This window comes from Shinella sp. 20P9.1.1 (genome assembly GCF_057798995.1).
Genome location: NZ_JBYOLC010000017.1, coordinates 22,852 through 47,368, shown reverse-complemented (window position 1 = coordinate 47,368; position 24,517 = coordinate 22,852). Strand labels below are relative to the sequence as shown.

Annotated in this window: 19 protein-coding genes and 5 pseudogenes; 6 read left to right on the top strand and 18 right to left on the bottom strand. The window is 59.3% G+C overall.

Features of this window, described 5'->3' with window-relative positions; translation table 11 throughout:
• Window positions 1-69: 69 nt before the first annotated feature.
• The 3 genes from AC27VQ_RS23090 to AC27VQ_RS23080 are packed head-to-tail and all read left to right on the top strand — an operon-like array spanning window position 70 to window position 3,480.
• A complete protein-coding gene (locus AC27VQ_RS23090; protein ID WP_488718149.1) occupies window positions 70-453 on the top strand; it encodes a response regulator in 384 nt (127 codons plus the stop codon).
• Window positions 450-1,088 (top strand): chemotaxis protein CheC, encoded by a 639-nt coding sequence (locus tag AC27VQ_RS23085; protein WP_488718148.1) that lies wholly within the window; start codon window positions 450-452, stop codon window positions 1,086-1,088. Before AC27VQ_RS23090 ends, AC27VQ_RS23085 begins: the two co-directional genes overlap by 4 nt.
• A 28-nt stretch (window positions 1,089-1,116) precedes the next feature.
• Window positions 1,117-3,480, top strand: a complete 2,364-nt coding sequence (locus AC27VQ_RS23080) for a hybrid sensor histidine kinase/response regulator (protein WP_488718147.1) — start codon at window positions 1,117-1,119, stop codon at window positions 3,478-3,480.
• A 103-nt stretch (window positions 3,481-3,583) separates the two neighbouring features.
• Here the strand turns inward: AC27VQ_RS23080 and AC27VQ_RS23075 are convergent.
• From AC27VQ_RS23075 to AC27VQ_RS23035, 9 genes and pseudogenes are all read right to left on the bottom strand, one after another.
• Window positions 3,584-3,844, bottom strand: a pseudogene (locus tag AC27VQ_RS23075) (hypothetical protein); the annotation flags it as partial.
• A pseudogene (locus AC27VQ_RS23070) lies at window positions 3,827-4,031 on the bottom strand (transposase); the annotation flags it as partial. The pseudogenes AC27VQ_RS23075 and AC27VQ_RS23070, both read right to left, overlap by 18 nt.
• A 227-nt stretch (window positions 4,032-4,258) precedes the next feature.
• Window positions 4,259-4,723, bottom strand: a complete 465-nt coding sequence (locus AC27VQ_RS23065) for an MgtC/SapB family protein (RefSeq protein WP_488718146.1) — start codon at window positions 4,721-4,723, stop codon at window positions 4,259-4,261.
• 435 nt (window positions 4,724-5,158) lie between these two features.
• The gene (locus tag AC27VQ_RS23060; RefSeq protein WP_488718145.1) at window positions 5,159-7,408 is read right to left on the bottom strand and encodes a glycosyltransferase family 4 protein; all 2,250 of its coding nucleotides are present in this window, start codon (window positions 7,406-7,408) and stop codon (window positions 5,159-5,161) included.
• Window positions 7,408-10,641, bottom strand: a complete 3,234-nt coding sequence (locus tag AC27VQ_RS23055; protein WP_488718144.1) for a glycosyltransferase — start codon at window positions 10,639-10,641, stop codon at window positions 7,408-7,410. Before AC27VQ_RS23055 ends, AC27VQ_RS23060 begins: the two co-directional genes overlap by 1 nt.
• A 23-nt stretch (window positions 10,642-10,664) precedes the next feature.
• Window positions 10,665-11,750 (bottom strand): annotated as a pseudogene (locus tag AC27VQ_RS23050) (glycosyltransferase); the annotation flags it as partial.
• Between the two features lie 189 nt (window positions 11,751-11,939).
• Window positions 11,940-12,977, bottom strand: coding sequence for a glycosyltransferase (locus tag AC27VQ_RS23045; RefSeq protein WP_488718185.1), 1,038 nt, complete (start codon window positions 12,975-12,977; stop codon window positions 11,940-11,942).
• A 265-nt stretch (window positions 12,978-13,242) separates the two neighbouring features.
• Window positions 13,243-13,518 (bottom strand): FAD-dependent oxidoreductase, encoded by a 276-nt coding sequence (locus AC27VQ_RS23040; protein WP_488718143.1) that lies wholly within the window; start codon window positions 13,516-13,518, stop codon window positions 13,243-13,245.
• 66 nt (window positions 13,519-13,584) lie between these two features.
• Window positions 13,585-13,806 (bottom strand): DNA-3-methyladenine glycosylase, encoded by a 222-nt coding sequence (locus tag AC27VQ_RS23035; RefSeq protein ID WP_488718142.1) that lies wholly within the window; start codon window positions 13,804-13,806, stop codon window positions 13,585-13,587.
• A gap of 653 nt (window positions 13,807-14,459) precedes the next feature.
• Here AC27VQ_RS23035 and AC27VQ_RS23030 point away from each other — a divergent pair.
• A pseudogene (locus AC27VQ_RS23030) lies at window positions 14,460-15,005 on the top strand (IS3 family transposase); the annotation flags it as partial.
• Between the two features lie 133 nt (window positions 15,006-15,138).
• On the opposite strand, the gene tnpB reads toward AC27VQ_RS23030, so the two are convergent.
• Together tnpB and AC27VQ_RS23020 are read right to left on the bottom strand one after the other, a co-directional pair.
• Window positions 15,139-15,495: an IS66 family insertion sequence element accessory protein TnpB gene (tnpB, locus tag AC27VQ_RS23025; protein ID WP_488718141.1), complete on the bottom strand. Its 357-nt coding sequence runs from the start codon at window positions 15,493-15,495 to the stop codon at window positions 15,139-15,141.
• Between the two features lie 80 nt (window positions 15,496-15,575).
• Window positions 15,576-16,201: pseudogene (locus AC27VQ_RS23020) on the bottom strand (transposase); the annotation flags it as partial.
• On the opposite strand from AC27VQ_RS23020, the gene AC27VQ_RS23015 reads away from it, so the two are divergent.
• Window positions 16,136-16,309, top strand: coding sequence for a hypothetical protein (locus AC27VQ_RS23015; RefSeq protein WP_488718140.1), 174 nt, complete (start codon window positions 16,136-16,138; stop codon window positions 16,307-16,309). The pseudogene AC27VQ_RS23020 and the gene AC27VQ_RS23015 sit on opposite strands and share 66 nt — an antisense overlap.
• Before the next feature lie 163 nt (window positions 16,310-16,472).
• Here the strand turns inward: AC27VQ_RS23015 and AC27VQ_RS23010 are convergent, their stop codons facing one another.
• Window positions 16,473-17,399, bottom strand: a complete 927-nt coding sequence (locus AC27VQ_RS23010; RefSeq protein WP_488718139.1) for a dihydrodipicolinate synthase family protein — start codon at window positions 17,397-17,399, stop codon at window positions 16,473-16,475.
• A 165-nt stretch (window positions 17,400-17,564) separates the two neighbouring features.
• Window positions 17,565-18,350, bottom strand: a complete 786-nt coding sequence (locus tag AC27VQ_RS23005; protein WP_488718138.1) for an SDR family oxidoreductase — start codon at window positions 18,348-18,350, stop codon at window positions 17,565-17,567.
• Window positions 18,351-18,442: 92 nt separating this feature from the next.
• Here AC27VQ_RS23005 and AC27VQ_RS23000 point away from each other — a divergent pair, with 92 nt between their 5' ends.
• Window positions 18,443-19,327 carry a LysR family transcriptional regulator gene (locus tag AC27VQ_RS23000; RefSeq protein WP_488718137.1) on the top strand — a complete coding sequence of 295 codons (885 nt, stop codon included), beginning with the start codon at window positions 18,443-18,445 and terminating at the stop codon, window positions 19,325-19,327.
• 42 nt (window positions 19,328-19,369) lie between these two features.
• On the opposite strand, the gene AC27VQ_RS22995 is transcribed toward AC27VQ_RS23000, so the two are convergent.
• From AC27VQ_RS22995 to AC27VQ_RS22975, 5 genes are all read right to left on the bottom strand, one after another.
• On the bottom strand, window positions 19,370-20,863 hold the full coding sequence (locus AC27VQ_RS22995; RefSeq protein WP_488718136.1) for a tripartite tricarboxylate transporter permease: 1,494 nt from the start codon (window positions 20,861-20,863) through the stop codon (window positions 19,370-19,372).
• A gap of 15 nt (window positions 20,864-20,878) precedes the next feature.
• The gene (locus AC27VQ_RS22990; protein ID WP_488718135.1) at window positions 20,879-21,331 is read right to left on the bottom strand and encodes a tripartite tricarboxylate transporter TctB family protein; all 453 of its coding nucleotides are present in this window, start codon (window positions 21,329-21,331) and stop codon (window positions 20,879-20,881) included.
• A gap of 11 nt (window positions 21,332-21,342) precedes the next feature.
• Window positions 21,343-22,329: a tripartite tricarboxylate transporter substrate binding protein gene (locus tag AC27VQ_RS22985; RefSeq protein ID WP_488718134.1), complete on the bottom strand. Its 987-nt coding sequence runs from the start codon at window positions 22,327-22,329 to the stop codon at window positions 21,343-21,345.
• 61 nt (window positions 22,330-22,390) lie between these two features.
• On the bottom strand, window positions 22,391-23,332 hold the full coding sequence (locus AC27VQ_RS22980) for an amidohydrolase family protein (RefSeq protein WP_488718133.1): 942 nt from the start codon (window positions 23,330-23,332) through the stop codon (window positions 22,391-22,393).
• Complete coding sequence (locus AC27VQ_RS22975; RefSeq protein WP_488718132.1) at window positions 23,325-24,512, bottom strand: alpha/beta hydrolase; 1,188 nt, start codon at window positions 24,510-24,512, stop codon at window positions 23,325-23,327. The genes AC27VQ_RS22980 and AC27VQ_RS22975 overlap by 8 nt, the downstream gene beginning before the upstream one ends.
• Between the last annotated feature and the right edge of the window lie 5 nt (window positions 24,513-24,517).

Sequence of the window (24,517 nt, the reverse complement as noted above, 5' to 3'; positions counted from 1 at the left end):
CCTGGTCATACAAATATGTGTAGTTGAGGCTCGTGATCGGCAGGTTACGGCGACTATTCGGAGTGCGAAATGACGATTACAGTCCTCCTCGTGGACGACAGCAAACTGGCCCGGATCGTAGCGGGCAAGGCGCTTGCGGCGCTGCAGCCCGAATGGCAGCGCATCGAGGCTAACAACGCCGCTGAAGCCTTGGCGATCGTTGCGGAGCAGCCGATCGACATCGCCGTGCTAGACTACAACATGCCGGACAAGGATGGCCTGGAACTGGCGTCGGAGCTTCGGGCTATGCGTCCCAATATGCCGATCGCCGTCATTACGGCCAACGTTCAGGACGAGATCATCGCTGGTGTTCGCGCGCTAAATGCTACCTTTGTCGCAAAGCCGGTCACACAGGAAGCCCTGGCCGGCTTTCTTTCCGGAGCAGCGCTCCGGCTTAAAAAGGCCGGAGCATGAGCGGTAGTACCCTGGAGCTCGATGAACTCGAGCGCGACGCGCTCACCGAACTCGTCAACATCGGGGTCAGCCGGGCTGCGGCAAGTCTGCGCAAGATGGTCAACCAGCAGGTTATCCTGTCGGTGCCATCAGTCGAGGTCGTTACGCGGAAATCGGCGGCTTCGCTGATCGGGCAGCGTGAAAGCGAAACCCTGATCGCCGTGCAACAGCAGTTTGAAGGTCCGTTCTCCGGCCGGGCGCTGCTCATTTTCCCTGAAAGCAACGGGCTGTCTCTCATTCGCGCCATCGTTGGCGTTGAGATGGCCGAAGCCGACCTGATCGAGATGGAAGACGAGGCGCTTGCCGAGACCGGCAATGTCATCCTCAATGGCTGTCTCGGTTCGATGGCGAACATGCTGCAGCACACGCTGAAAATGTCGTTGCCCAACGTTCGGCGCGGGGACAGCGCGCTACTTTTCGAGACCCTTGTCAGCGGCGGCGAAGAGAACTTCGTGCTGTTCCTCTACATCAACTTCTCCGTCCGGGAACGGGACATCCGCGGCTATATCGCCATGATCATGGACCTGCCGTCCCTGAAGAACCTCAAACAGCTCATCGCTGCATTCATCGATCGCGTGATGACGGAAAACGAGTGAAGGGCGCGGATGCGTATCGGCGTTTGTCATGACTGAGGATAGGGGCGAGGCAACGGACGCTTTGGGTCGCGTCCAAAGCGAACTCGAACATGCCCGCCGCCGCTTGCAATTGACCCTGGATGCGGCCGGTGAGACGTGCGGATGGGAATGGGATATTCAGCGCAAGCGTTTCTTTGCAGACGCACGATTTGCAGCGATCACGCACCAAGACCCCGTTGCACTCGCGGACGGAACCTCGCCTGACCGTTTTTTCGCCTCCATTCATCCGGACGATCTCAAGCGGGTGAAGCTCGCCGTCGCCGGCATGCTGGCCGGGTCGGAGGTGTTCTCCAAGGAATACAGGCTTCGCCGCAATGACGGTGGATACCGCTGGGTGCATGCCAGCGGCCAGACGATCCTCGATGCGAATGACGATCCCTTGAAGTTCAGCGGCATGCTGGTCGACATCACCGAGCAGAAGCGGTTCAGCGAGCAGCTTCGGATCGCCCAGTCGGCAGGGGGGATCGGCACCTTCGAGCATATTGTCGGCTATGGCACGATTAGTGTTTCAGAACAGTTCTGCCGACTGTTCGGCCTGCATCCGACGCGCGTCCTTCCCATCGGAACGTTGAACGATCTCATCCACCCGGGCGACGAACGGGTAATTGACCTCAACGATCCGAATGCCCTCCAAAATGATCGGCACATAGAGTTTCGCGTTACGCGCGCCGATGACGGCGCCGAGCGCTGGCTGGCACGCCGCGGCGAATATGTCGACGACATGAAGAGCAGCGGTCGCAGTTATGTTGGGGTGATCTTCGATATCACCGATGCCAAGCGCACCCAGGAAAGCCTGCACGCGGCCAACGAAGCCCTCGCCAAGCTCGCGCGCGAAAGCATGCGGGAGCGTAACCGCGTCTGGAATAATTCCCGCGACCTTCTCGCGGTGCTCGACATCGCCGGCGTGTTTCGCGATGTAAGCCCGGCGTGGGTCGAGGTTCTCGGCCATGATCCGGACGACGTCATCGGCCGGCCGATCGCCGACTTTGTCTGGCCCGAGGATGCTGATCTCGTGCGCGCGGAAATGCGCAAAGCGGCCGAGAACGTCTACAACGATCTCGAAATCCGCCTGTCTCACGCGAACGGAACGCCACGCTCCATTTCCTGGAGAACGGCGAGGGAGGACGACCGGATCTTCGCCTATGGCCGCGACGTGACAGTCGAGAAGGAACAGAGGGCCATTCTCGAACAGACTGAAGCGCAATTGCGCCAAGCGCAGAAAATGGAGGCCGTCGGGCAGCTTACCGGCGGCATCGCACACGATTTCAACAACATGCTTACGGGCGTGATCGGCGCGCTGTCACTAATCAAGAGACGCATCGCAGCCAATCGCCTGGATGAACTGGACAAATTCATCAACGCGGCGACGTCGTCCGCCGAACGCGCGGCCGCCCTCACCCATCGCCTGCTCGCCTTTTCCCGCCGGCAACCCCTTGACCGCCAGCCGGTCGACGTGAACAGCCTCGTGGCGTCTATGGAAGATCTTTTCCGCCGCACCTTGGGCGAGCAGGTCGAACTGCTCACGAACCTTGCTCCGGATACCTGGAAGGCCGTCACAGATCTGAACCAGTTGGAAAGTGCTGTTCTCAACCTCGTTATCAACGCACGTGACGCGATGCCAGAAGGCGGCAAACTGACCATCGAGGCGAGCAACGTATTCCTTTCCGCAGCCGATACAGCCCAGGGCGAGACGTTGCAGCCGGGAAGTTATGTCGTACTCGCCGTCAGCGACACCGGTATCGGCATGTCTGAAGCGACGATCGAGAAGGCGTTCGACCCGTTCTTCACCACCAAGCCAATTGGCCAGGGAACGGGTCTTGGTCTTTCGATGATTTATGGGTTCGCCCAGCAATCTGGCGGACATGTGCATATCTATAGCCGGCTCGGTCTCGGAACGACAATTAAGCTCTACCTACCGAGAAGCCTCGATGAGAGGGTATCGGATGAGGGCACTATCGAGCAAGGAGTAGCCGCACCCCGCGGCGAAGGGGAAACGGTGCTGGTCATCGAAGATGACGATTCTGTCCGCATGCTCGTCGTTGATCTCCTGAAGGAACTTGGATATCGGGTGATCGAAGCTATCGATGGCGCAGAGGCAATGCCGGTCATCGAAGGCAAGGGACGCATTGACCTCATGGTTTCTGATGTCGGGTTGCCCGGGCTAAATGGCAGGCAATTGGCGGAGTTCGCGATCGCAGTCCGCCCCTCGCTGAAAATTCTCTTTATCACCGGCTACGCTGCGACTGCGGCATCGCGCGCTGATTTCCTCGCACCAGGCATGGAGATGATCACGAAGCCATTCGCAATCGACTCGTTTGCCAAAAAAGTAAGTGAGATGCTCAATCGCCCCTAACCCTTCCGACATCCCGAGCGGTCAAGACTGGGTCGCAACCCCGACAGCAATGCGAGCAAAAATGAAAAGGCCAGCAATTGCCGGCCTTCTCGTTTAAAGCGTATCGCCTGTAGCGAAGGCGTTCCTGCTCGATTTCCGCCGGACCATAGGAATCCAGCGCGTCGTCAAAGCGCGTCCAGCCACCCTCGGCATTGGCTGCGCGCCGCTGCTCCGGATCTACCAAGTTCGACTTGCGAAGAATGGCTTCGGCTTCCGCGTGGAGGCTGTCGTCGACCTTTGCGGTCACAAGCGTGTCGCCGCGGCGCACGCCCTTGGCATAAACGTCCGCGTGTTCTTTGGAAACGCCGGAAATAGCGCCAAGAAGTCGATCCCAGACGCCCGCCTTCCGCCAGCGCGACAAGCGCGATGTTGAGGCGTCATGCGCGGACCATAGCGTTCCGGCACATCACGCCAAGACGAGCCGGTCCGGAACCGCACACGGTACCGTTCGTCACTCGGTGGTCATCTACACGCTCAACTCCACGGCTGTAGATCGGCAGCGGCGCGTCCATCTTGCATACATCCCTCGCCCCTCATTAAACTAAGCCGTCAATTTAAAGGAGCCGGTCAGTCTGCGCATATCCTGTCTGAACTTTAGAGGTATACCCCGAGTGTGAATGCCTTATAGGCACTCCGACGAACAACTCGCGGAAATTACTGACTGTACGAAACCGACGAATAAGATTCTATACATATAATAATCTGTCTTTTACATGAACATTGTCAGAATCTGACGCAATTACTTTTTGTCCTCGCCGTGGCCAACATCCCCTTCTTTAACGTTTGCCATTGCGCGAAGCGTCAGAAATGTGACGAGAGAGAGCACGATTGCCGTGTCGAAGGATCCCAGACCGACGGCAGTGCCGATTGCGCCTGTCGCCCACAGGCTCGCCGCAGTCGCAGTACCGCGCACGCTTGCCTTTACCACGAGTATAGCCCCACCTCCAATAAAGCCCATTCCAGTAATCAACCCTTCGACGATCCTGGCCGTGGCTTCTGCATTGCCGATGATGAGGGGTTCGGCGGCCTGGATGAAACCACAACTTGCGATGGCCACCAGAGGAAAGGTCCTGAGGCCAGCACTTCTCTCATGCTTTTCTCGGTCCCAACCGATCGGCAAAGCAAGCACATAGGCGAAGAGAAGCAAGCCAAGATGTGGCAGGAAGTCGAGGTTCGCCCCGATTGTTTGCGACCACTGTGTCAAGCGTTCTCGCCACTCTATAACCTTGCTGATCAGATAGGCTTCGGCGCCCGTGGGACAAGGCCAGGCAATTCATTTGAGGCAGGCTCTCTCGTTTTCTACTGCGTTTGTCGCGCTTGCTAGAATTGCGCTCGCATATGTCCCTATTCGCATGAAGCCGGCGAGCCCTGTCCGCCGGCTTATTTCGAGTTGGTTCAGTCTTGACTAACGAACGCCGGGTTTCAGCGCTTCCTGCTCACGCCGGCGGTTCGGTCCAGTCGGGCGTCGGATGGGTTAATACAAGAGATGATGCGCCGGATCGTAAGGGTTATCGTTGACGCGGCGTACTTTCACCAAGTACGGACCAAGCGTGGCAAGCACTTTACCATCGATTACAGTCCCCTTATGAGGAAATGAGTTATGGCTCGCCACTGATATGGGCTGCAGCGCCGCCGACCGTTAAATGCGATCTAGCCCTATATAGTGGATTGCGCGCGCGAGAGCCGAGTGAACCGCGCGCCCGTCAATGGAAGGCACTCGCGAAAGCAGGCCGTTTTCGCATGCACGGTCGTTATCCCAACCAAGATGATCCACGATCGGATAAAGACATATCGCTTCGACGGGAACGCCTGCGTCCATAGCCGCCAGCACCTCCGAGTGAACGTACCTGATCCAGCTTTCGCGCCGGTCGCCTTCAATACCTGTCTCCGCAATGAAGATGGGCTTTCCGTACCGTGCATAGGTTTCGACGAGAATCGTGTGCAGCGGCTTGTAAAGCGGATGATCGGTTTCGATGGGTGGACCGCCGTGGATCCATTGGTTGTTGTGATAGTAATTGACGCCGACAATATCGAGGTACGTTTCGGCACCGCCGATCTGGGGCCACATTCGTCCAGCCAGCAGATCCCAGCCTTGGAACTGCGACAGCCGGTGGCCTTCTGCAACACCACGTTCCCATGGACGGGACGGATCGGTGACGACGTTAATCACCGGATCGCAGTGAACGAACCGCGCTCTTGGTTCGACGGAACGGATGGCCTCCATCGCCGCGATCGACGCCCGCGCCAACTGTATTTTCAGTTCGAAACCGCGTCCATTTGCGAACGGATTGAGATACCCGGCGTCTCCACCGCCCCATGCGAAAAACGAGATTTCGTTGACGGGCGAGTAAAATGGAATAGCGCCGCTTTCCGCACGCACCACTTTTGCCGCAGCAGCGGCAAATCGCGCGAAACGCGAGATAAAATCCGGTTTCCAGATGTCGATGTCATCGGGCCAGCCGTAATGCAGCAAATCCCAAATTACTTCCGTTCCGGTCTCCCTTGCGGCACGGAGCATCGGCAGGAAACTCGACCAGTCATAACTTGCAGGGGTTGTCTCGATCAAATGCCAGCGTAGTCCATCGCGCACCGTGCGGATCGCGTGACCGGCGAGCTGTGCATAGTCGATGGCGGCAAAGGCGTCGTGCCCCGTCGAAGCGATGACATCGAGGCGTTTTCCAACCATTTGACCTTCGCCTGGACGCAGGCGATGCGTGGAGCACTCGAAGCCGCCTTGCAGGAAAGATTGGAACAAACCCGTCGGCCCGGCTTTTGCGCGAGCGTCGATGACCTCCTGGATGAGATTCTCCCACTGAGGCACCACGGCGGCAGCACTGTAGTGTCCGTCTACCTTCCGGCGCAGGGCCTGCCCGAGACTTTGGCGCAGTTCCGTCGACGCGATGAGTTGCGTCATCGCGGCGGCGACGGCAACCGGGTCGTTATACGGTACAAAGAGGCCGGAGACACCATCGTCGATCTGTTGGAGCGCTCCGTTGTCGGGCGTCGCGACAACGGGAAGTCTAGCCGCGCCCGCCTCCGCGATCACATGGGGCATACCTTCTCCCCGCGAAAGCCAGATAAAAATATCGAAGGCAGACAGGAGCGCGGGAATGTCCGTGCGATCGCCAAGAAAGGTCAGCACGCCGGTTAGCCCGTGTGTCGCGGCAAGAAGCTGTAACTGGACCGCATAGTCCGGCATGAATGCATCCGGTCCGCCGACGATGACAAAGCGCGCCGATTTGTTCTTCGCATAGACCAGTGCCGCCGCGTCGATGAAGTCCTCGACGTTCTTTTTCGGATCGAGCCGTCCGACCCAACCGATGAGAATGCCGTCGTCCCCCACGCCCAATGACGCGCGCATCGGAGTGCGCTGCCTCCGATCGAACTCCGAGAGATCTACCATCGAGGGGATTTCGACCGCATCGGTTTCGCGTCCCGGCATAATGGACGCCGCGGCGTCGCGGATGGACCGGCAGACACCGACATAGCGGCTGGTGAAGTGCTTCGGCCCCGCCAGCGCTTCCGAGACAAGCCCGCCATGCTCGATGAGAGGTGGACGAAGGTGCATGCGCTCCATGGCCGGATAGATATCGGCGACATTCTGGCACGAGACCACCACGTCATATCCAGCGATCTTGATTGCCAAGTAGGAAACCGTGTCCTCGAACGAGAGCTGGTAGGGGGTCGTGTCAACATCGACGCCGAGTTTCGTCAGCTGCTCATGGGTCTGGTAAGGCATGTTGGGTTTGCGGAAACAGGCCACCACGTCAATCCGATAGCGAAGGCGATCCAGGTTGCGCGCCAGGAGCCGGACCTCCGTCTCTTCACCGCCGACGACCAGCCAGCCGAAAACGAACAGGATACGGATGGGCTGTTGGACCAAGCTCATTATTCGACCTTGAAGACGATCTGCAGGAAGTCTGGACGGTTTTCGACCAGGTCGGCCAGGAACGCCGGCCCGTCATCGAATGGCACGACATGCGTGATCATATGCTCGCGAATGCTGGTCCCATGGCTTCTAAGAAGCTGGATGGTTTCCTCGGCCAGCCGGCGCCTGTTCCAGGACGGTGCCAGCCCGCGCGGCACACGGTTGATCTGCGCGCAACGGATGTTCAGGCCGTTGTGGTGGAATTCCTCGCCCAGGCGCAGCGCATCAGCAGCGCCTTGGTAGAAGGCGAGATCGATCACCGTGCCCTGCGGGCGAAGCGCCTTCAGTGCCACATGCAGGCTTTGCGCCTGGGCGCGCGTCTGGAATACGATGTCGGCCCCTCGATCGCTTCCGCCGTTATGCCAACGCGCTTTTGCGTGCTGCCACGCGTCATCTTCCCCCATTGCCGTAAGTCCCATGGCCTGCGCCCTGCCCCGTCGAAACGGCGAGGGGTCGGCAAGGATGACATCCGACGCCCCGAGCTTCTGAGCAAAGAGCGCGGTCATCAGCCCAACCGTTCCCGCACCGAGCACGATGACCTGGCGGCCGATGATGCCGACGCCCAGAAGGGGGACGGCGAAGCCGAGCGCGTCCGCATCTGCATGCAGGATGCCGTTTGCGGCGATCGGGCCCATCTGCGCGACGAAGACGCCGAGCATCGGATCGACGTCGGCCGGCAACGGGACAAGAAGGTCGTGGAATGGATCGGCTATATGTCCAGTCTTGTGGGCATAAGTCGTAGCGAGGATGTCGCCGTTGGAAAAACCGCCAGCGCGCGACTCCGAAACCCTCGCAACCTCCATATAACCAAGAAACGGCACCGGATACCGAAGGTCCGGCTCATTTTCGACGAACACGCCGCGGCCACCATCGAAGCGGGAGTGGAAGTATGGGTTGGTGTTCTTCATGAACGTCAACTCGGTTCCGGCAGAAAAGCCGGTATAGAGCGTTTCCAGCCGTATCTGGCCATTAGCCGGGGGACCTTCCGCGTAGCGGAGGAAGAATGCCTTGCCGGGGCTTTCGATGCCGAGGGAACGGATGGCGCGATGACCCGGCGGAAGTCCGTCGGTCATCTCGGCGCGTGGCTGCTTCGCGAGCAGGGCTTCGGCATTGCGGCTCAGGACGGGCGGAAGGATGCTGACCGGCTCACCGCTGCGCGCGGACGAAACAACCGCCAGCGCAAGGCGGTGGGTGGCCAGTGCATCGCCATAGTCGCAGCGGATATGATTTTCCCCGCCGCGCACGGCATTGACGAAATCGCGGTCTTCCCGCCAGACCGGATCGCCCTCGGCTTGGCGGACCGGCCGTCCGGCACCGACATCGACCATGATGTCATGGTCGGTGAGTTCGATTGCCAACCGGTCGGCAAAGATGTTCAGTCCGACCTTGTGATTCCAGCCAAGAAGGCAGGTCGATGCGATGTTGGCGATGACGCCGGACTGGAATGTGAGGCTCGCCGTCGTGACGGCGGGCACGTCGAGACCTGGAAAATCGGGCCGCTCCTTAAATCCGACGCGGCCATAGACATCCGTTACTTCGCCAATGAGATAGCGGGCAAGATCGATGATGTGGGTGGTCTGCTCGACCATCTGCCCGCCGGATCCTTCGTTCTTCCACCACCATTGCGGCGGAGGCGTCTGATCGAGCCAATAACCGGATAGAAGCTGAGCGGGGTTGTCGGCGAGAAGCCGACGTGCCTCCTCCACCGTATCGAGATAGCGCCAGTGATAGCCGACCGCAGTAATCAGCTTCGCCGCCTCGATTGCGGCCCTCAGCTCTTCGGCAAGGCCGATATCGAGCGTAATGGGCTTCTCGACGAAGAACGGGATACATCGTTCGATCAAAGCGCGTTCGGCGGCGCCATGCGCAAAGGGCGGGATGCAGATATACACCGCATCCAACGTCTCCGCCTCCAGCATCGCCTCATGGCTTTCAAAAGCTGTCGCGCCAAATCGTGCCGCGGCTTGTACGGCGCGCTCTAAATCTGGATCCGCGAACGCAACGAGCGCCACGTCTTCGAAGCCGGCCAGAATATCGAGGTGACGGTGGGCAATACCCCCGACGCCGATAAAGCCGATGCGGGTCCTGTTCATGGTCTCTCCTTGTCGGGCGACCGTCCGTTCGGACAGAAAACGCCGATAAACAGCCTGCGTCTCCGCGGCCATGCGCTGGGCTGAAAACCCGTGCTGAAAACGCAGCCTTCCGGCTGCGCCGACCGCGGCCGCGCGTACAGGATCGCCGAGCGCGTCGATGACGATCTGCGCAATCGATGCTGGATCTTCCGGTTCCGCGAGGAATGGATGGTCCGTTCCAAGCGCTTCCACGGTGCCATCGATGTTGGTCGCGACCACCGCGCGTCCCACCGACATCGCTTCCAGCACGGCAAGCGGCAGACCTTCGAAGCGCGATGGAAGGACGAAAAGTGTGGCTACCGACATCAGGCTTGCGATATCCGAGCGCTGTCCAAGCAGCCGGACATGATCGCCTAGCGCCATGGCTTCGACCAGCAAACCGACACTCTCCCTCTCCTCGCCTTCGCCCGCAAGAAGCAGTACGACCGAAGGGTCCACGGCGAGAATTGCAGGCATCGCTCTAATCAGGGACACATGGTCTTTCTGCGCTGCGAAGCGAGCCACCGTAAGCAGAACGGTTCTGCCAGCCAGCCCCAGTTCGGACCGCACGCTCTCACTGTCCGGTTCCACATCCAGCGCATATATGCCGTTGCGTACGACCGTCAGCTGGTCGGCAGACACATTGTTGGCTTCGAAACTCGCCCGGGAGGCCTGCGATACCACGATGTGATGCGCCAAGTTGGCGCAGTGCCGCTGAAACTGGTCCTTCTGATCGCTATCGGTCAACAAATAGGGGAGGTGTTCGGTACGAATGACGGGGATTGCGCAGGCAACACCCGCGTGTGCAATCGTGTGTCCCTCCCAGCCAATTCCCGCATGAACATGAAGCAATGACACATCGGACGACCGGAGCCAGCGCTCGAAGGATGGCATATCGTCCATGGCCTTGACAGCCAGGCCCCGTCGCGCGGCACGCGCAATCAGTCCCGACGCGTCCAGCGCGGCGAGCACAACATCGAACTCGCCCTGGAACGCTTGAGCGAGGGTCAGCATGTGCTCGCCCATGCCGGATGGATTTAGGCTGTCTGTAGCAAGCACAACGCGCAAACGGTTTTTGTTCATTGCGCGGCGATAGCCACGGCATCCGCCAGATGCTGGCGGCTGCTCGTACGCGGCTGCTCCGGCGCTTCAGCCCGGACGATTGCCTTTTCCAACAGCGATCGCATGGCGAGAAAAGTATCATCCCAGGAAGAACGTGCGAGGATGGCATCGATCGGTGCCAGCCAGCCCGTGCCGCGCCGCTTGAGAGCAAGTGCGTCGTCGCAGGCCTTTGCAAAACTTTGAGTATCTCCGGCAAGGAAAACACCGGGGACTGTGCCGTAGTGGCGGACGACATCCTTGATCGGCGTGCTTACAACGGGACGGCCGGCCGCCAGATATTCCGGCGTCTTGGTGGGACTGATGAACTTCGTTGCCTCGTTCAGGGCGAACGGCATCAATGCCACCTCCCATCCCGCGAGATAGAGCGGGAGCTCTCTGTATGGCTTCTGGCCAAGATAATGAACGTTCGCTGCCCGCGGAAGGTCATCAGGCGTGATCTTGGCTAGCGGACCGATGAAGACAAAGGACAGATGAGGCCTTGCCCGGGCCACGGCACCGATTAGCGCAAGATCGAGGCGCTCGTCGATGACGCCGTAGTAGCCGAGCCTGGGACCCGGGATCGAGCGTTGATCGGAGGGATCCGCTGCCGACAGTCGTGCCGACCGGAAATGGTTCGCATCGACGCTTGAGGGAAATGGATGCATGTTACCATGCTGGTGGCATTTGGCTTCGTAGAGGCTGTATCCGCCCGTAAAAACCACATCGGCACGCGCAATGAGCGCTGCTTCCATCGTCTTGATCTCGGCTGGGGCGAACTTGAAGTTGGCCAGTTCGTCCATGCAGTCATAGACAACAGCGGCGGCGGCGACGTGGCGCGCGAAGCCATACATCATCGGTGTGTAGAACCACAGGATCGGGCGCTGCGCGCCGCAAAGCCCGAGAAGTTCATCGAGCAGTTTTCCGAGCGCCTGCTCACGCCGCTCTGCACTCCATCCTTGCGGAATGCGGGGACGCACGGACTTGACGGTCGTCCCCTCGAACGGATGGATCTCCAGGTAAGCGAGATGATGATCCGTCGGAATGAACTCTTCGAAGTAGAAAACGCGCCGCTCTTTCGCGAAACGCCCCATGAGATGCTGCGGCCGCTGGAGAACAAAATCCCATCTGAGATGGGAAAAGCAAATCAACGGCGCATCGCGCGTTATTGCTGCATGTGGGGCCGGGATAATTGAAGTGGGAAAATTCATCGTAGATCCGCGTTTGAGAGTCGGATGCAAACCTCCTCGTGAGGGCAATGTTCCGCAAAAACTGAAACCGTTCTAATATTCGAAAGAATTGATATACACCTGCAATTTCCGGATGGAGTGCGGCCACGTCCAGTTGTCGAGAACCGTCTGCCGTGGCGAGAAACTGGATGTAGTATCAAGCATCTCGAGGATGCCTTGGTGAAACTGTTCCGCTGGCACCGCACGGCCAGTCCGCGGCGTGATATACTGAAGCCCGCAGCGAAGTGCGCTATTCGCAAGCACCGGTAAACCGGCCAGCATATATTCGGTGAGGATTGCTGGCGCGCCGTCCTCAACGCCGCAGACGACGCCGATCTTTGCACGGTTCATCAACCGGTTGACATCGGCAAAAGGAACGCCGGGCGGCCCGACGAAGTCGACATTGATATTTAGGTCGACAGCCTGCTCCCGCAACGCCTCGCTCATTTCCCCATAGCCGAAAACACACAAGGCGCGGATCGACCGCGGGAGCTTTGACATCGCGTCGAAAAGAATATCGTGCCGCTTATAGCCCTGAGCCGCCGCGACATAGATGACGTCATAATCTTTGGAGCCATCGATCGGATGGAACGTGCTTTCCGAGGCGAACTCCGGCCCGATGGGGAGAACGGCGATTTCCATACGGGGATGTCGGCCGCAAACCTCCTGCGACTGCCACTCGGCGCCGGTCAGCACGAGGTCGAAATGACGGCTGACCTCGGGCGGCACGCGCAGGGGCGGTGCATCGATGGAATTGTATATTTTGTAGCTGGACTTGCAGGCGAGGAGGATGTCTTCCGCTACCCCAAGCCCCCATACACACAGAATGTCAGGTGGCCCAAAGGTCAGGATATGCGCCAGCATATCGTTGGAAGCAAACGGAGCCTCAGGACCATTCATCACGAATGCTCGTCTGATCAGAAACGGAGCATTTTTCATATCGGTAGCGGGCGGGCAATCGCCACGCAAATGTGTCCAGATCTCAGCTCGATCGGCAATGCCCGTATTGACGCTGGCAAGCGGGAGCCGCTCCAGGTAACCTTTGCCGACGTTCGGCGCGTTGTGCTCGTCTGCTTTCCATCCCCTGCGCAGTGCGCTCCGCCACGTCCAGGTCCTCTGTAAATATGCGGGCAACCTCCCGCTGCACACGGACCCCGCGGCCCGCTAATGGACCGGGATCAGTTCTTAGACGGCATGATGAAATCAAGGCCGTGACGGACGGGTTGGGCGCTCGCCTGGCGCTTCGTTGCCCGCAGCGAGAAATCGGAAAAATCGCTGCGTTCGCCATCTCCGTCATGTCCGATTGACACGTCACGACCTTGTGAGGGAAACCAGTGTCGTCCGGGAATGTTCCATTCTATGAACGGACGAGGGTCGTAAGCTCGCAGAGGTCGTTTCTGATGGTTGTCGCGGCAACGCCCGCCTGCCCCATGGCATGGCTGATCTGGTCCAGGCCAATCACCACGTCTCCGGCAGCGTAAATGCCCGGGATCGTCGTTCTCTGATGAGTATCGACTACGACGCACCCTTCCGGTGTCAACGCAGCCCCAATGGCAGAGACGAGTCCAGAACGAATGTCGGATCCGAGTGCCGGATAGACGACTGAAAAGTGAAGGGCACGTGCCGGCGTCATGATCGTGATCTGATTCCCTTCAAGACCGATGGAGGCAATCGGCCCTGGATCGACGACAATCCCATGTTAGTGCAGCCCATAGGATCGATAGACATATGCGCTTGCCGGCGTTCCAAACATGGCGGCATTGGCAACTGTCCGACCCCGGTGGCTGTGCAAGGCTTCATCATCTTGTTGGTAGGCCTCCGTTTCCACAAAGATGCCACCCACGCCGTTAACCAAAAGACGCATACCTATGAGATGTGCGGCGACCTCTACGGCGTCCCGCCTGAAGAAACCCGTATCCATGACGCATCATTAAATCTAAACGGAGTAGCACCTGAACAGGTTCTCCAGACAACGTTGTCAGCGGACAAATCAAGTCTCACAGGCACCATGCGGTATCGCCTCGAGAACCAACCGAAACGTTACAATCGGAACACGATTGGCGTCCTGCAGTTCGACTGAAATGCTGCCGATCGGCTCGTTCGGCAGTCCATCAATCGCCATTTCCGCCAAAAGCGTCCTTGCCTCTCCCTTTGCCTAATCCAGGTCAACGAAGTCGAAACCGCGATGCGGCTGCAGCACGCCGTCCTGATCTTGTATCTTGAAGTAAAAACGACCCATTTCCGCCTCCTGAGCTGGCTGGACAATGTACAAACGAGGGGAACGTTCCAGGCGAATAGGGCGTCCGACGCTCGGGGAAGTGTTGGCAGATGTGTTTCTGCTGATGTCGGAAACGCCCCTCCTCCTGCTCTGGCAGTGCGAGTGCGCCGCGCAGGATCGGCGCGATGTCGCTAACGGCTGCGAGCGGCTCTGCTTTCGCGATGAAGCGGCCGAAGGGGGAGGCCCGCCCGGCGTAAACTTCAACTGGGCGGCAGCGACGCGGCATATGGAAGGCACGCTGCTGCTTCTGTTGTCCGGCGCCTATATCGGCTTCCTGCCGGATCACTACGCCGATGTTGCGACCGGAATACCCCAACCATGTCTGGTCCTACGATTTTGTCGAGGACCGCACGCACAATGGAAAGAAAATCCGCATGTTAAACGTGCTCGACGAGTTCACGCGAGAATGCATCGCCATAAGGGTCGAGAGAAAACTAAAGGCCGTCGATGTCATCGATGTGCTTTCCGACCTCTTCATCCTGCGCGGCATCCCGGCACATATTCGTTCCGACAATGGTCCGGAATTCATTGCCAAGGCTTTGAGGGAATGGATTGCGCTGGTCGGTGCCAAGACGGCCTACATCATGCCGGGCAGCCCGTGGGAGAACGGCTACTGCGAGAGTTTCAACTCGAAACTCAGGGACGAACTGCTCAACGGAGAAATCTTCTACACGCTCAAGGAGGCGAAGATCATCATCGAGGGATGGCGGCAGCACTACAACACCGTGCGTCCGCACTCATCACTGAACTACAAGCCACCAGCACCCGAAGCCACCGTGTGGCCGCGTCAGAACGGACCGGCATCAACCCCGGCGGTAGCGGTCAGACCCAGCATGCACTAACATTAAACCCGGATCACCCGATGGGGGCAGGCCACGGGAAGCTCGTCGGCCGTCATCGTCATGGTGCGACAACAGCATAATCCGGCGACCAGGACGAGGGCGTGGATGAGCCTGATTCAATTGGTCGCGGCGACTATCCCGCCTTCTGCAGGACACGCGCCTCGATCGGCGCATGAACGCGCTCCCAATCCCGCCCCTCGAACAGTGCCGAGAACTGGGCGGCCGACAGCCGCATCGCACCGTCCTGCATCCTGGGCCAATGGAACTCGCCATCCTCAAGCCGTTTGGACACTAGGCAGACGCCGCTGCCGTCCCAAAAGACCAGCTTGATCCGCTCCGCGCGCTTGGCTCGATACACGTAGATCGTGCCCGAGAACGGGTCGGCACCCATCTCGGCCTTGACCAGCGCCGCCAGGCCCTCCGCACCTTTGCGGAAGTCGACAGGTCGGGTGGCGACCATGACCTTGACTGCTCCCGACGGCCCGATCACGACTGTGCCTTTACGGCCTGAATGACGGCGGCAATCGTGGCCGCATCCGCACCGGAGGCGATCCTGACGATCGCCCCGCCAATCTTGCCGTCATGGATGCGGCCCTTGCGAACGGCCGTATGCTTCACCAGCAACATGGCGTGGTTGCCCATGATGCGGTGAACCCGTTTGGCGTTGACGACAGGCTTATCGGCGGCTCGCCTTTCGCCATTGAGGAGAGCGGCGATCCGCCGATAGCCATAGGTTGGCCTCTGATCCACCAACCTGCGAATGGCGGGCAGAAGCTCTGCATCCTCGGCCTTCCGATAGGGCCCGCGCGGCTTTGATCTGCCTTTCAACCGCTCCACGAGGTTGGATCGGGACACCCGCTGCGTGTCTGCGACGGCTTTCATCGGGAACCGTCCTTCGGCAACAAGATCGGCCGCGATATCCGTTTTTTTGAGTCTGCTTTCGAAAGGGCTTCGCGGAGTATCTCGACCTCCATCGTCTTGCGGCCGAGCATGCGCTCCAGCTCGCGGACGCAGTCTTCAAGCTTCTTCACTTCCGAATTGCCGACAACCGGCTCGTCTGAATCCACGGCGGCAGCACCTCCCTCACTCAAGAGCCTGCGCCACCGGTAAAGCATATTGGGCGCAACGCCATGGCGGCGAGCGGTCGAAGATACCGTCTGGCCTGGTTCGAAACTCTGCTCAATGATTGCCTTTTTGACCCTGTCAATGCGGCAAGCTGTTTCCAGCTTGATCGCCAGCCGCCGCGACAGGACGCGGCGGCAGAACCAGTTGATAACGGCCGCGAGATAAACGAAGCCGAGTGAAAAGGAGAGGCCATTTCCTGCATCAGTAGGTCTCCATTCTGGAGCAATTTCAGCGACAGAACATGAAGCTTATGCTCCCCAGCCATATATCGACTGGTCCGTGAAAGAACTCCCAGATTAGGGTGCTGAGAAGGGCGCCAAAGGGACCCTCCCCTCATCATGGTCAGACACCGGCGCGCTTATCGTGTTTCGCCACTCTCTTGAGCAGATAATCGACCTCACCACGCGCGGCGGCACTAAGTCCGATAGCCGGCTTTCGCTGCGCGTCAGATGTGATCACGCCGCGCCGCATCAGCACATGCTTGCGAACAGCAAGCCCGATGCCAAGCTGCTGCTCGTAACGGATCAGTGGCAGGTGGGCGTCGAAGAGATCGTGTGCCTCGTCACGTTTCCCTGCAGCAAACAGGTCGATCAGTTCCACGAGCATGTCCGGGAAGCCGTAGCCGGTCATGGCCCCGTCTGCGCCGCGTTCCGGCTCGAAGTCCAGAAACATGCCGCCGTTTCCACACAGTATGGAGAACGGCCGCAGTTCACCAGCCTTCTGCAGCACGCGTAGCTTGGAGACTTTTTCCAATCCGGGCCAGTCTTCATGCTTCAGCATCAGACAGGACGGGTGGTCGGAGATGATCTTGGCTACAACGCTCGTAGACATAACAACGGACAAGGTCAGCGGATAGTCCTGCAGCACCCAGGGCACGTCCTCACCAACGGCCTCGACCGCCTGGGCGAAGTAGTTGACGATCTGCTCGTCAGTCCGCAACGACGGGGTCGGTGCGATCATTACGCCGGCGGCGCCGATGTCCATGGCGCTACGCGCCAGGGAGCGCATGGCCGCGAACCCCGGTGCCGACACGCCGACGATGACCGGAATCTTCGAGCGCTCCACCACCTGCTTGATAATGGCACGGGATTCCGGTGCCTCAAGCTTTGGAGCTTCGCCCATAATGCCAAGAATCGTGATGCCGGTGCAACCGCTCTCATGATAAAAATCCGTCAGCCGGTCGATCGAGGGGTGGTCGAGCGACCCATCGGCAAGGAATGGTGTCGTTGCAATTGCATAGACACCCTTGGAGTGTTCATTGAAGCTCATAGCTTGTCCTTAAATTTTACTATCTGGCTTGTGGCCTTACCCTGGCCAGTGGAGCCAAGTATCGACGACCCCGGAGCCCTCGCCAGAATCGCTATCTGCGTCAGATTCGGCATTCGTTTCTGTGGGCCGGGCCGACAGACTTCGCATGCCCTATCCCCAGTTTCGTTAGATGCTGTTGATCAAGCCCCCGTCGATGCGGATCACCGAACCGGTGATATAAGATGCGCGGGCACTGGCAAGAAATGCAACCGCGTCGCCGTATTCCTCCGGATTGCCGTAGCGACCGACAGGAATGGAGCCAGTGCTCTCTTTCGCCACATCCTCGACCGGCCGGCCTTCGCGTTTGGCCTTCTGCTCGTCAAGGAAGACAATGCGTTTTGTCGCGATGCGACCGGGCAGAACGATGTTGGCGGTGATGCCATTGCCTCCGACCTCGCGCGCCAGCGTTTTCGACCAGCCGACGAGGGCCAGCCTCAGGCTGTTGGAAATGCCGAGGTTGGCGATCGGCGCCACGACGCCGGACGATGTCGACGTTATGATGCGTCCCCAACCGCGCTGACGCATTCCGGAAAGGACAGCATCCGTCACGACGATAACCGACCGAACCATCATGTCGAAAAACTTCGACCAGTCCTCGGCCGACTGTCCCGCGGCGGGCGTCGGCGGTGGGCCGCCGGTGTTGTTGACCAGAATATCGACGGGGCCGAACTGCTTTTTGATCTCTTCCAGCCTTTGTGTCGTGACCGACAGATCAGCGATGTCCCATTCGAGCACGAACGCCCTGCCGCCCTCGCTGACGATCGCATCCGCTGTTGCGGTCGCTGCCTTGGCATCGATGTCCGCGACGACGACGGACGCCCCCTCGCGCGCCAGCGAACGGGCGATCGCGCCGCCGAGACCTCCGCCTGCGCCAAACACCAGGGCCGTCTTGTCCTGTATCTGTAAATCCATTGGTTTTCTCCTTCTGTCGTTAAGACAGTAAGCGGGATTATAAAGAAAAAAAGCTATCTTTTTATGTGTTTAGAAGATAGTAAATGTAATGTATGGAAACCCGATTTCTTGAGACATTCGTTGCGGTTGTAAAATATGGCTCATTGGCCGAAGCATCCCGCCGCCTCGGGATAACGCCAGCGGCGGTGGCGCAGCGGATCTCTGCGCTGGAAGACGAAATCGGATCGACCTTGCTTATGCGGGCAGGCCGCCGCGTAGGCCCGACTGAAGCAGGTCAGGCGATTGTTGAACAAAGCCACCGCGTTCTTTCGGACGTGAGGCGTTTGCGCGAGCTGGCACATCAGGAGCAGGCTTTCGGCGAGTTGCGGCTGGGCGCGATTTCCACTGCCCTCACTGGCATCCTGCCGCCCGCATTGCGGTTCGTTTTTGAAAACATGCCCAAAGTGGAGGTGTTCCTCCTGCCGGGCACGTCCGCCGACCTCTATCAAAAACTGCTGGACGAAAAGATCGACGTGGCAATCATCGTCAAACCGCCTTTTTCGATCCCCAAAACCCTCGAATGGAGGACCTTGCGTTCGGAGCGGTTGATCCTGATGGTCGAGAAAGCATTGGCCAGCGAAAGCCCGCAGGCGCTTTTCCGCAACCAACCCTTCATCCGCTACGACCGCAATAATTGGGGGGGCAGGCTGGTCGCCAGATATCTCCAGGAAAATGGCATTGCACCGCGCGAATGGCTGGAACTGGACTCGCTGGAGGCGATTGCCGTCATGGTGGCCAATGGCCTCGGAATATCGCTGCTGCCGGATTGGCCCGCCCCGTGGCAAGAACCCATGAATATCGTGCGTCTCGAGGCACCCGGCAAAGGTATCGACCGTGAGGTCGGCATGCTCTGGCCACGCAACGCCCCGGTCAGGCGGCTTGTTAACGTCATTCTCGACGCCTTAACCGGTCTCCCGAATGAAAAAGCCGCCGAATAAATCCGGCGGCTGAACGTTGCAAGAGGCTCCCAATTTTGAGATCTATCCCGGCAATGCAGCGCGGCCAAAACGTCGCAGCAGGAAGGGCATGGCCAGAAAGACGGCGATCAGCAGGATCAAGACCAGGGCAAACGGGCGCGTAAAGAAGATCATCGGATTTCCGAGTGACAGCAGCAACGACTGCCGCAGCGATTCTTCCATTAACGGCGCGAGCACGAGCGCCAGAACCAAGGGCGCCCTGGGAAGGTCAAGCTTGATCATGACGTAACCGATCGCTCCAAACACCATAGCGATGACCATGGTGGAATAGCTGAGGGTCGCGGCATACGCGCCGATCAACGAAAACATGATGATCCCCGGAGCGAGATAGACATAGGGAATGCGCAGGAAAGCCGCGAAGACAGGCGCAAGCGGCAGGTTCATGATGAGAAGGATAACATTGCCCAGAAGCATGGAGGCAATGAGGCTCCAGACGAGAACCGGCTGGTCCGTCATCAACGTCGGGCCAGGCCGAATGCCCTGCAGGATCAGGGCAGCCAGGAGAACGGCTGTTCCCGTCGATCCTGGTATGCCAAGTGCCAGCATCGGAGCGAGGGCACCTGTCACCGAAGCGTTGTTGGCGGTCTCGGACGCGGCAATGCCGTCAAGCGAGCCATGGCCGAACCGTTCAGGCGCCTTGGAATACCGACGTTCGACGACGTAGGCCAGAAAAGCCGCAATCGTCGCGCCGGCACCAGGCATCAGGCCGGCCAGAAACCCGATCACCGTTCCGCGCACGATCGCCATGCGGCAGGACAACCATTCCGCCTTTGTCAGCCACATATCCTTGAACTTGGCGGAGAGGACAGGCTCGCGCTTGATGCTTTCCAGCGAGACGAGCACTTCGGCAATGCCGAACAGGCCGATTGCGACGGGCAGGAAGTCGATACCGTCCAGCAGCGTCGTACTGCCGAAGGTCAGCCGATTGAGCCCACTGATCGGATCGACGCCGATCAGCGCGATCGACAGACCGAAGCCCGCCATCAGCAGCGCCTTCACGGGAGACCCGGTGCCCAGGCTGGCCGTGGCGATAATTCCAAGCATAGCTAGGAGAAAGAACTCAGGCGCATTGAATTTCAGGGCAATGGCACTGATCGCAACAGCGGCGATAGCAAGCGCAAAGGTACCGACGATGCCGGCGATGAAGGACCCAATGGCGGCAATCGACAGAGCCGCACCAGCGCGCCCCTCCCGGGCGAGCTGGTGGCCATCGATCGCCGTCATCACGCTGGAGGATTCACCCGGAACGTTGATAAGCACGGAGGTGAGTGTACCACCGTACATGCCACCGTAGAGAATACCCGCAAGCATCATGATTGCCGCCGTGGGGTCCATGCCGAAGGTGATCGGCAGCAGAAGCGCCATGCCTGCGGCAGGCCCCAAGCCGGGTAGCGCCCCGACGATCTGCCCGATCAGGACACCGAAAAAGACGGCAACGATGCCGTTCCACGTAAATGCGACGGCAAATCCCTCTGCGATCACTCCCAGGCCATCCATAGTCTCACCTCCCAATTAAATTCCGAAGATACCTGTCGGCAGCCGCATTCCGAGCCATGCGACAAAGATCGAATAGATCACCGCCGTGGTGATGGCCGCCGCCAGCAGGCTCGGCAGAAGTCGCTGCCGAGCAACCTGAACAAGCGTGAGGAGGACGAACAAGAAAGCGGATATTACCATGCCCAAGGGCAGGCACATCAAAGCGAATGCAACGATCGCAAAGGCCAGAAGAATAACCCGGCGGCCATCGGCCCCTCGTGGAAAATCATCCGGCAGGTCCGTCGCCTGTTGTCGTACTTCTATGACGTAGACAGCAGACAGGATGAAAATTCCCAACGCGATCAGAAGAGGCATGAAGCGCGGTCCAGGTGAAATGCCGCTCCAGAATTCCAGCCCCGACGTGCCAAAGACGATGACCAATGCCATCGCGGCTAGAATGGTTGCAGCGATTTGCTGTAGACGCTTCATGATTTCCCCACTTACTTCGCGGCACTGATCAGTTTCAGAACTTCAAGCCTGCGGGCGTTGAAACTCTCCATGTTCTGGGGCAAATCGGCCCCGACATAGACTGTTCCGCCCAAATAACTCTGCTCTAGCGATTTCTTCCAGGCATCCGTCTGCGTGAGCGCCTCAATCTTCTCGCTCCACCACGCGGCAACGGCCGGATCAAGCTTGGGTGTGCCGAGCAGACCGAAGACCTGTTCCCAGGCGACGTCGATGCCCTGCTCCCTGGCCGTCGGTATGTCCTTCAAGGCTTCTTCGGTCCGACGCTCGCCATTGAGGATCGCCAGAGCCTTTGCATTTCCGGACTCGATGTGGGGCAGCGCCTCGTCGATCGTCAGGACGATCAGCTCGGTATTGCCGCCGAGGAAGGTCGCCTGCGCCGCGCCGCCGCCGGAATGCGGGATGAAGGTCATATCAACACCACCGGCTCGTTCGAGCAGGCCCATGACCTGGTCGTCCGTGGCGCCGGCACTCGAGCCGGCGACGCGGACTTCCTGTGGCCGGGCGCGTGCGTCTTCGATGATGTCCTTCAGCGAATTGGCGGGATTATTTGGCTGCGTGAGAACGATCAGCTGAGTCTGCACAAACACGCCCAATGGGGTAAATTTGTTATAGGTGGATTCCATGCCCTGGACGATCGGCGTGGAGAACACTGGCTCCGCCAGCGCCATCAGGTTGTTTTCATCGCCCGGCCGCTCGATCACATAGTTCATCGCGGTGGTCATGCCACCGCCCGGACGGTTAACGATAACGATAGGGTTCTCGATGATCTTCTCGTCGTTCCAGATCTTGGCTGCGCGGCGCATGAGGATGTCCGGCGTGCACCCGGCAGCGCACCCGACGGAGATTTCGATCGGTCCGGCAGGTGCCTTGGTTTCCTGCGCGATAGAATGGGGCGCGAGAAGGAATAAGGTGGAAAATGCGAACGTCGTTGCGCTCGCGAATTTGAATATGGCTTGCATGGTTCCTCCCAAAACTTGGCCTGTGGCCAATCATGCAGTGACGTTTATCAACTCCTCGGCGTTATGAACCCAAAGGCTTGCTCGCGACCGGTGAGTTCGGTATTGCCGTGGCAATGTTTTCGAATCCGTACAGTTCGGCAGGGTTGTCGACCAGAATACGGCTCCTCAGCCCTTCGTCCGTGATCCAGTCGCCCAGCAAATCAAGCAGATGGGCATCATAGGGCATCGGTTTGGCCTGCATGACATGCGGCCAGTCCGAGCCCCAGACCAGCCGGGCCGGCACCGCCTGCACCAGGGCTTCCACAAAGGGACGGAGATCGGAATAGGGCACGCCGGCTTCGCTGGAGATGCGGTAAGGACCGGTCAGCTTCACCCAGCATCGACCGTCAGCCAGCATATCGAGGAAGCGACGATAGCCCGGATGCGCGGCCGTGAGGTGGGCCTTGGTGTAACCGAGGTGGCCGACCGAAACCGACACAGCGAGACGCGATACAAGGCCAGGAAGTTCTTCGACTTCTTCCACATGGGCCAGGAGCTCGATATGCCAGCCCATATCCTTGATACGCTCTGCCATCGCTTCCAGCTCGCTCAACGAAGCAAATGGCATACCGCCCTTGTCGACCATGTTGACGCGAATGGCACGAACGCCGCCCTCGTGAAGCCGAGCGAGTTCCCGGTCGCAAACCTCCGGGGAAACAGATGCCACCGCGCGCAACCTGTCAGGTGCGCGGGCAACGGCGTCGATTATGGCGGCGTTGTCGGTACCATGGACGCTCGCCTGGACGATGACGGCCCGCTCGATCCCCAGCGCCTTGTGCAGATCGAACAACATGTCCGGCGTGCAGTCATGCGGTGTGTAGGCCCGGGTTTTCTGATATGGATAGCGATCGGCAGGACCGAACACATGCACATGGCAATCGCAAGCGCCGGCCGGCACGTCCATGGATGGCACCAGCAGGTCTTTCGCAGGTGGCGCGCAATATGGGGCTTCTTGCTCAAGCATGGATCTTCAATCCCTGTGCCTGAGCAAAGAACCTGTTGGAAAGCCAGTCGGCGGCAAAAGCGATCCCCACCTGGCGATCGTCGACATGCGCGTGAGCGCTGCCGTTCCCCTCGAAAATCTTCAAGGTCTTGTCTGTGGCGTCGGGGATGGCGTCAAAAAGTTTGCTCGCATTGGCCACAGGGACAACGCGGTCCTGTGCGCCGTGGGTCACCAGGAACGGGCAGCGGATTTCATGCGCCACATTTTTGACGCTGAAGTCTTCGGCGATCGCAAGGGCGCTGTCCGGCCCGGACGCGCCGACCACCCATTGGAACTGAAAATTCGGTTGCGCAACAGCCTTTTGCTCCGCCCTCGCCTTTTCCATCGCGTCGCGCTGGAATTTCGCCAGATCCCAATGTCCGGCGGTCAGCGCGATACCCGCGGCAATTCTGGGCTCCTTCGCGGCGATCCGGGCGGCGTAGTATCCGCCGAAGCTATAACCGAGCACTGCGATCCTACCGGCGTCGACAGCACGATATGCGCTCAGCCAGTCTATGGCAGCGGCAGCGGGCACCTCATAGTCGTAGCGCGCATGGATGTTGCGCAGCCGCATGGTTTCTCCTTGGCCCGGTCCATCGACTGCCAACGTGTGAAAGCCGCGAGCAGACAGGTCGAGGCCTGCGAAGAGAATGCTCATCTCCTTGCAGTTATCCATGCCGTTGAAAATGATGACGCAGGGCGCCTTTGGATCGGCGCTCTGAGCGGGCATGAAAAGTGCCGGCAAGGTTTGGTCGCCGTAGGGCAGTTCGACGAACTCCACCTCGGGGAAACGCCGGCGGAAGCCGTTGTGATAGCAACTGAACGCGTCGCGGCCCGCCTGCTGCTTTTCCGGACCGGGCCTGAGGAACCTCTCGCCTGTATAAAGGTAGTTTCCGGCCCTGAGATAGTAGGAACCGGCCGTCAGAAATGCGCCCTTATCTTCGGCGGCCTTGGCGAGTTGCTCGCTTTCACGCCCGACCGCGGTCCAGACCCGATACCAATTGTCACCGTTGACCTCCGCGTCGTGAAGCTCGGCAACGATGCGGTCGAGATCAGCCAGCGACACGGCGCCATAGGGGGCCATGCCTTTGCAAACCAACAATGCGTTCGACCACTGGAAATTTCCGGGAAACTGATCCACCCATGACGGCCGGCTATTCATACAAG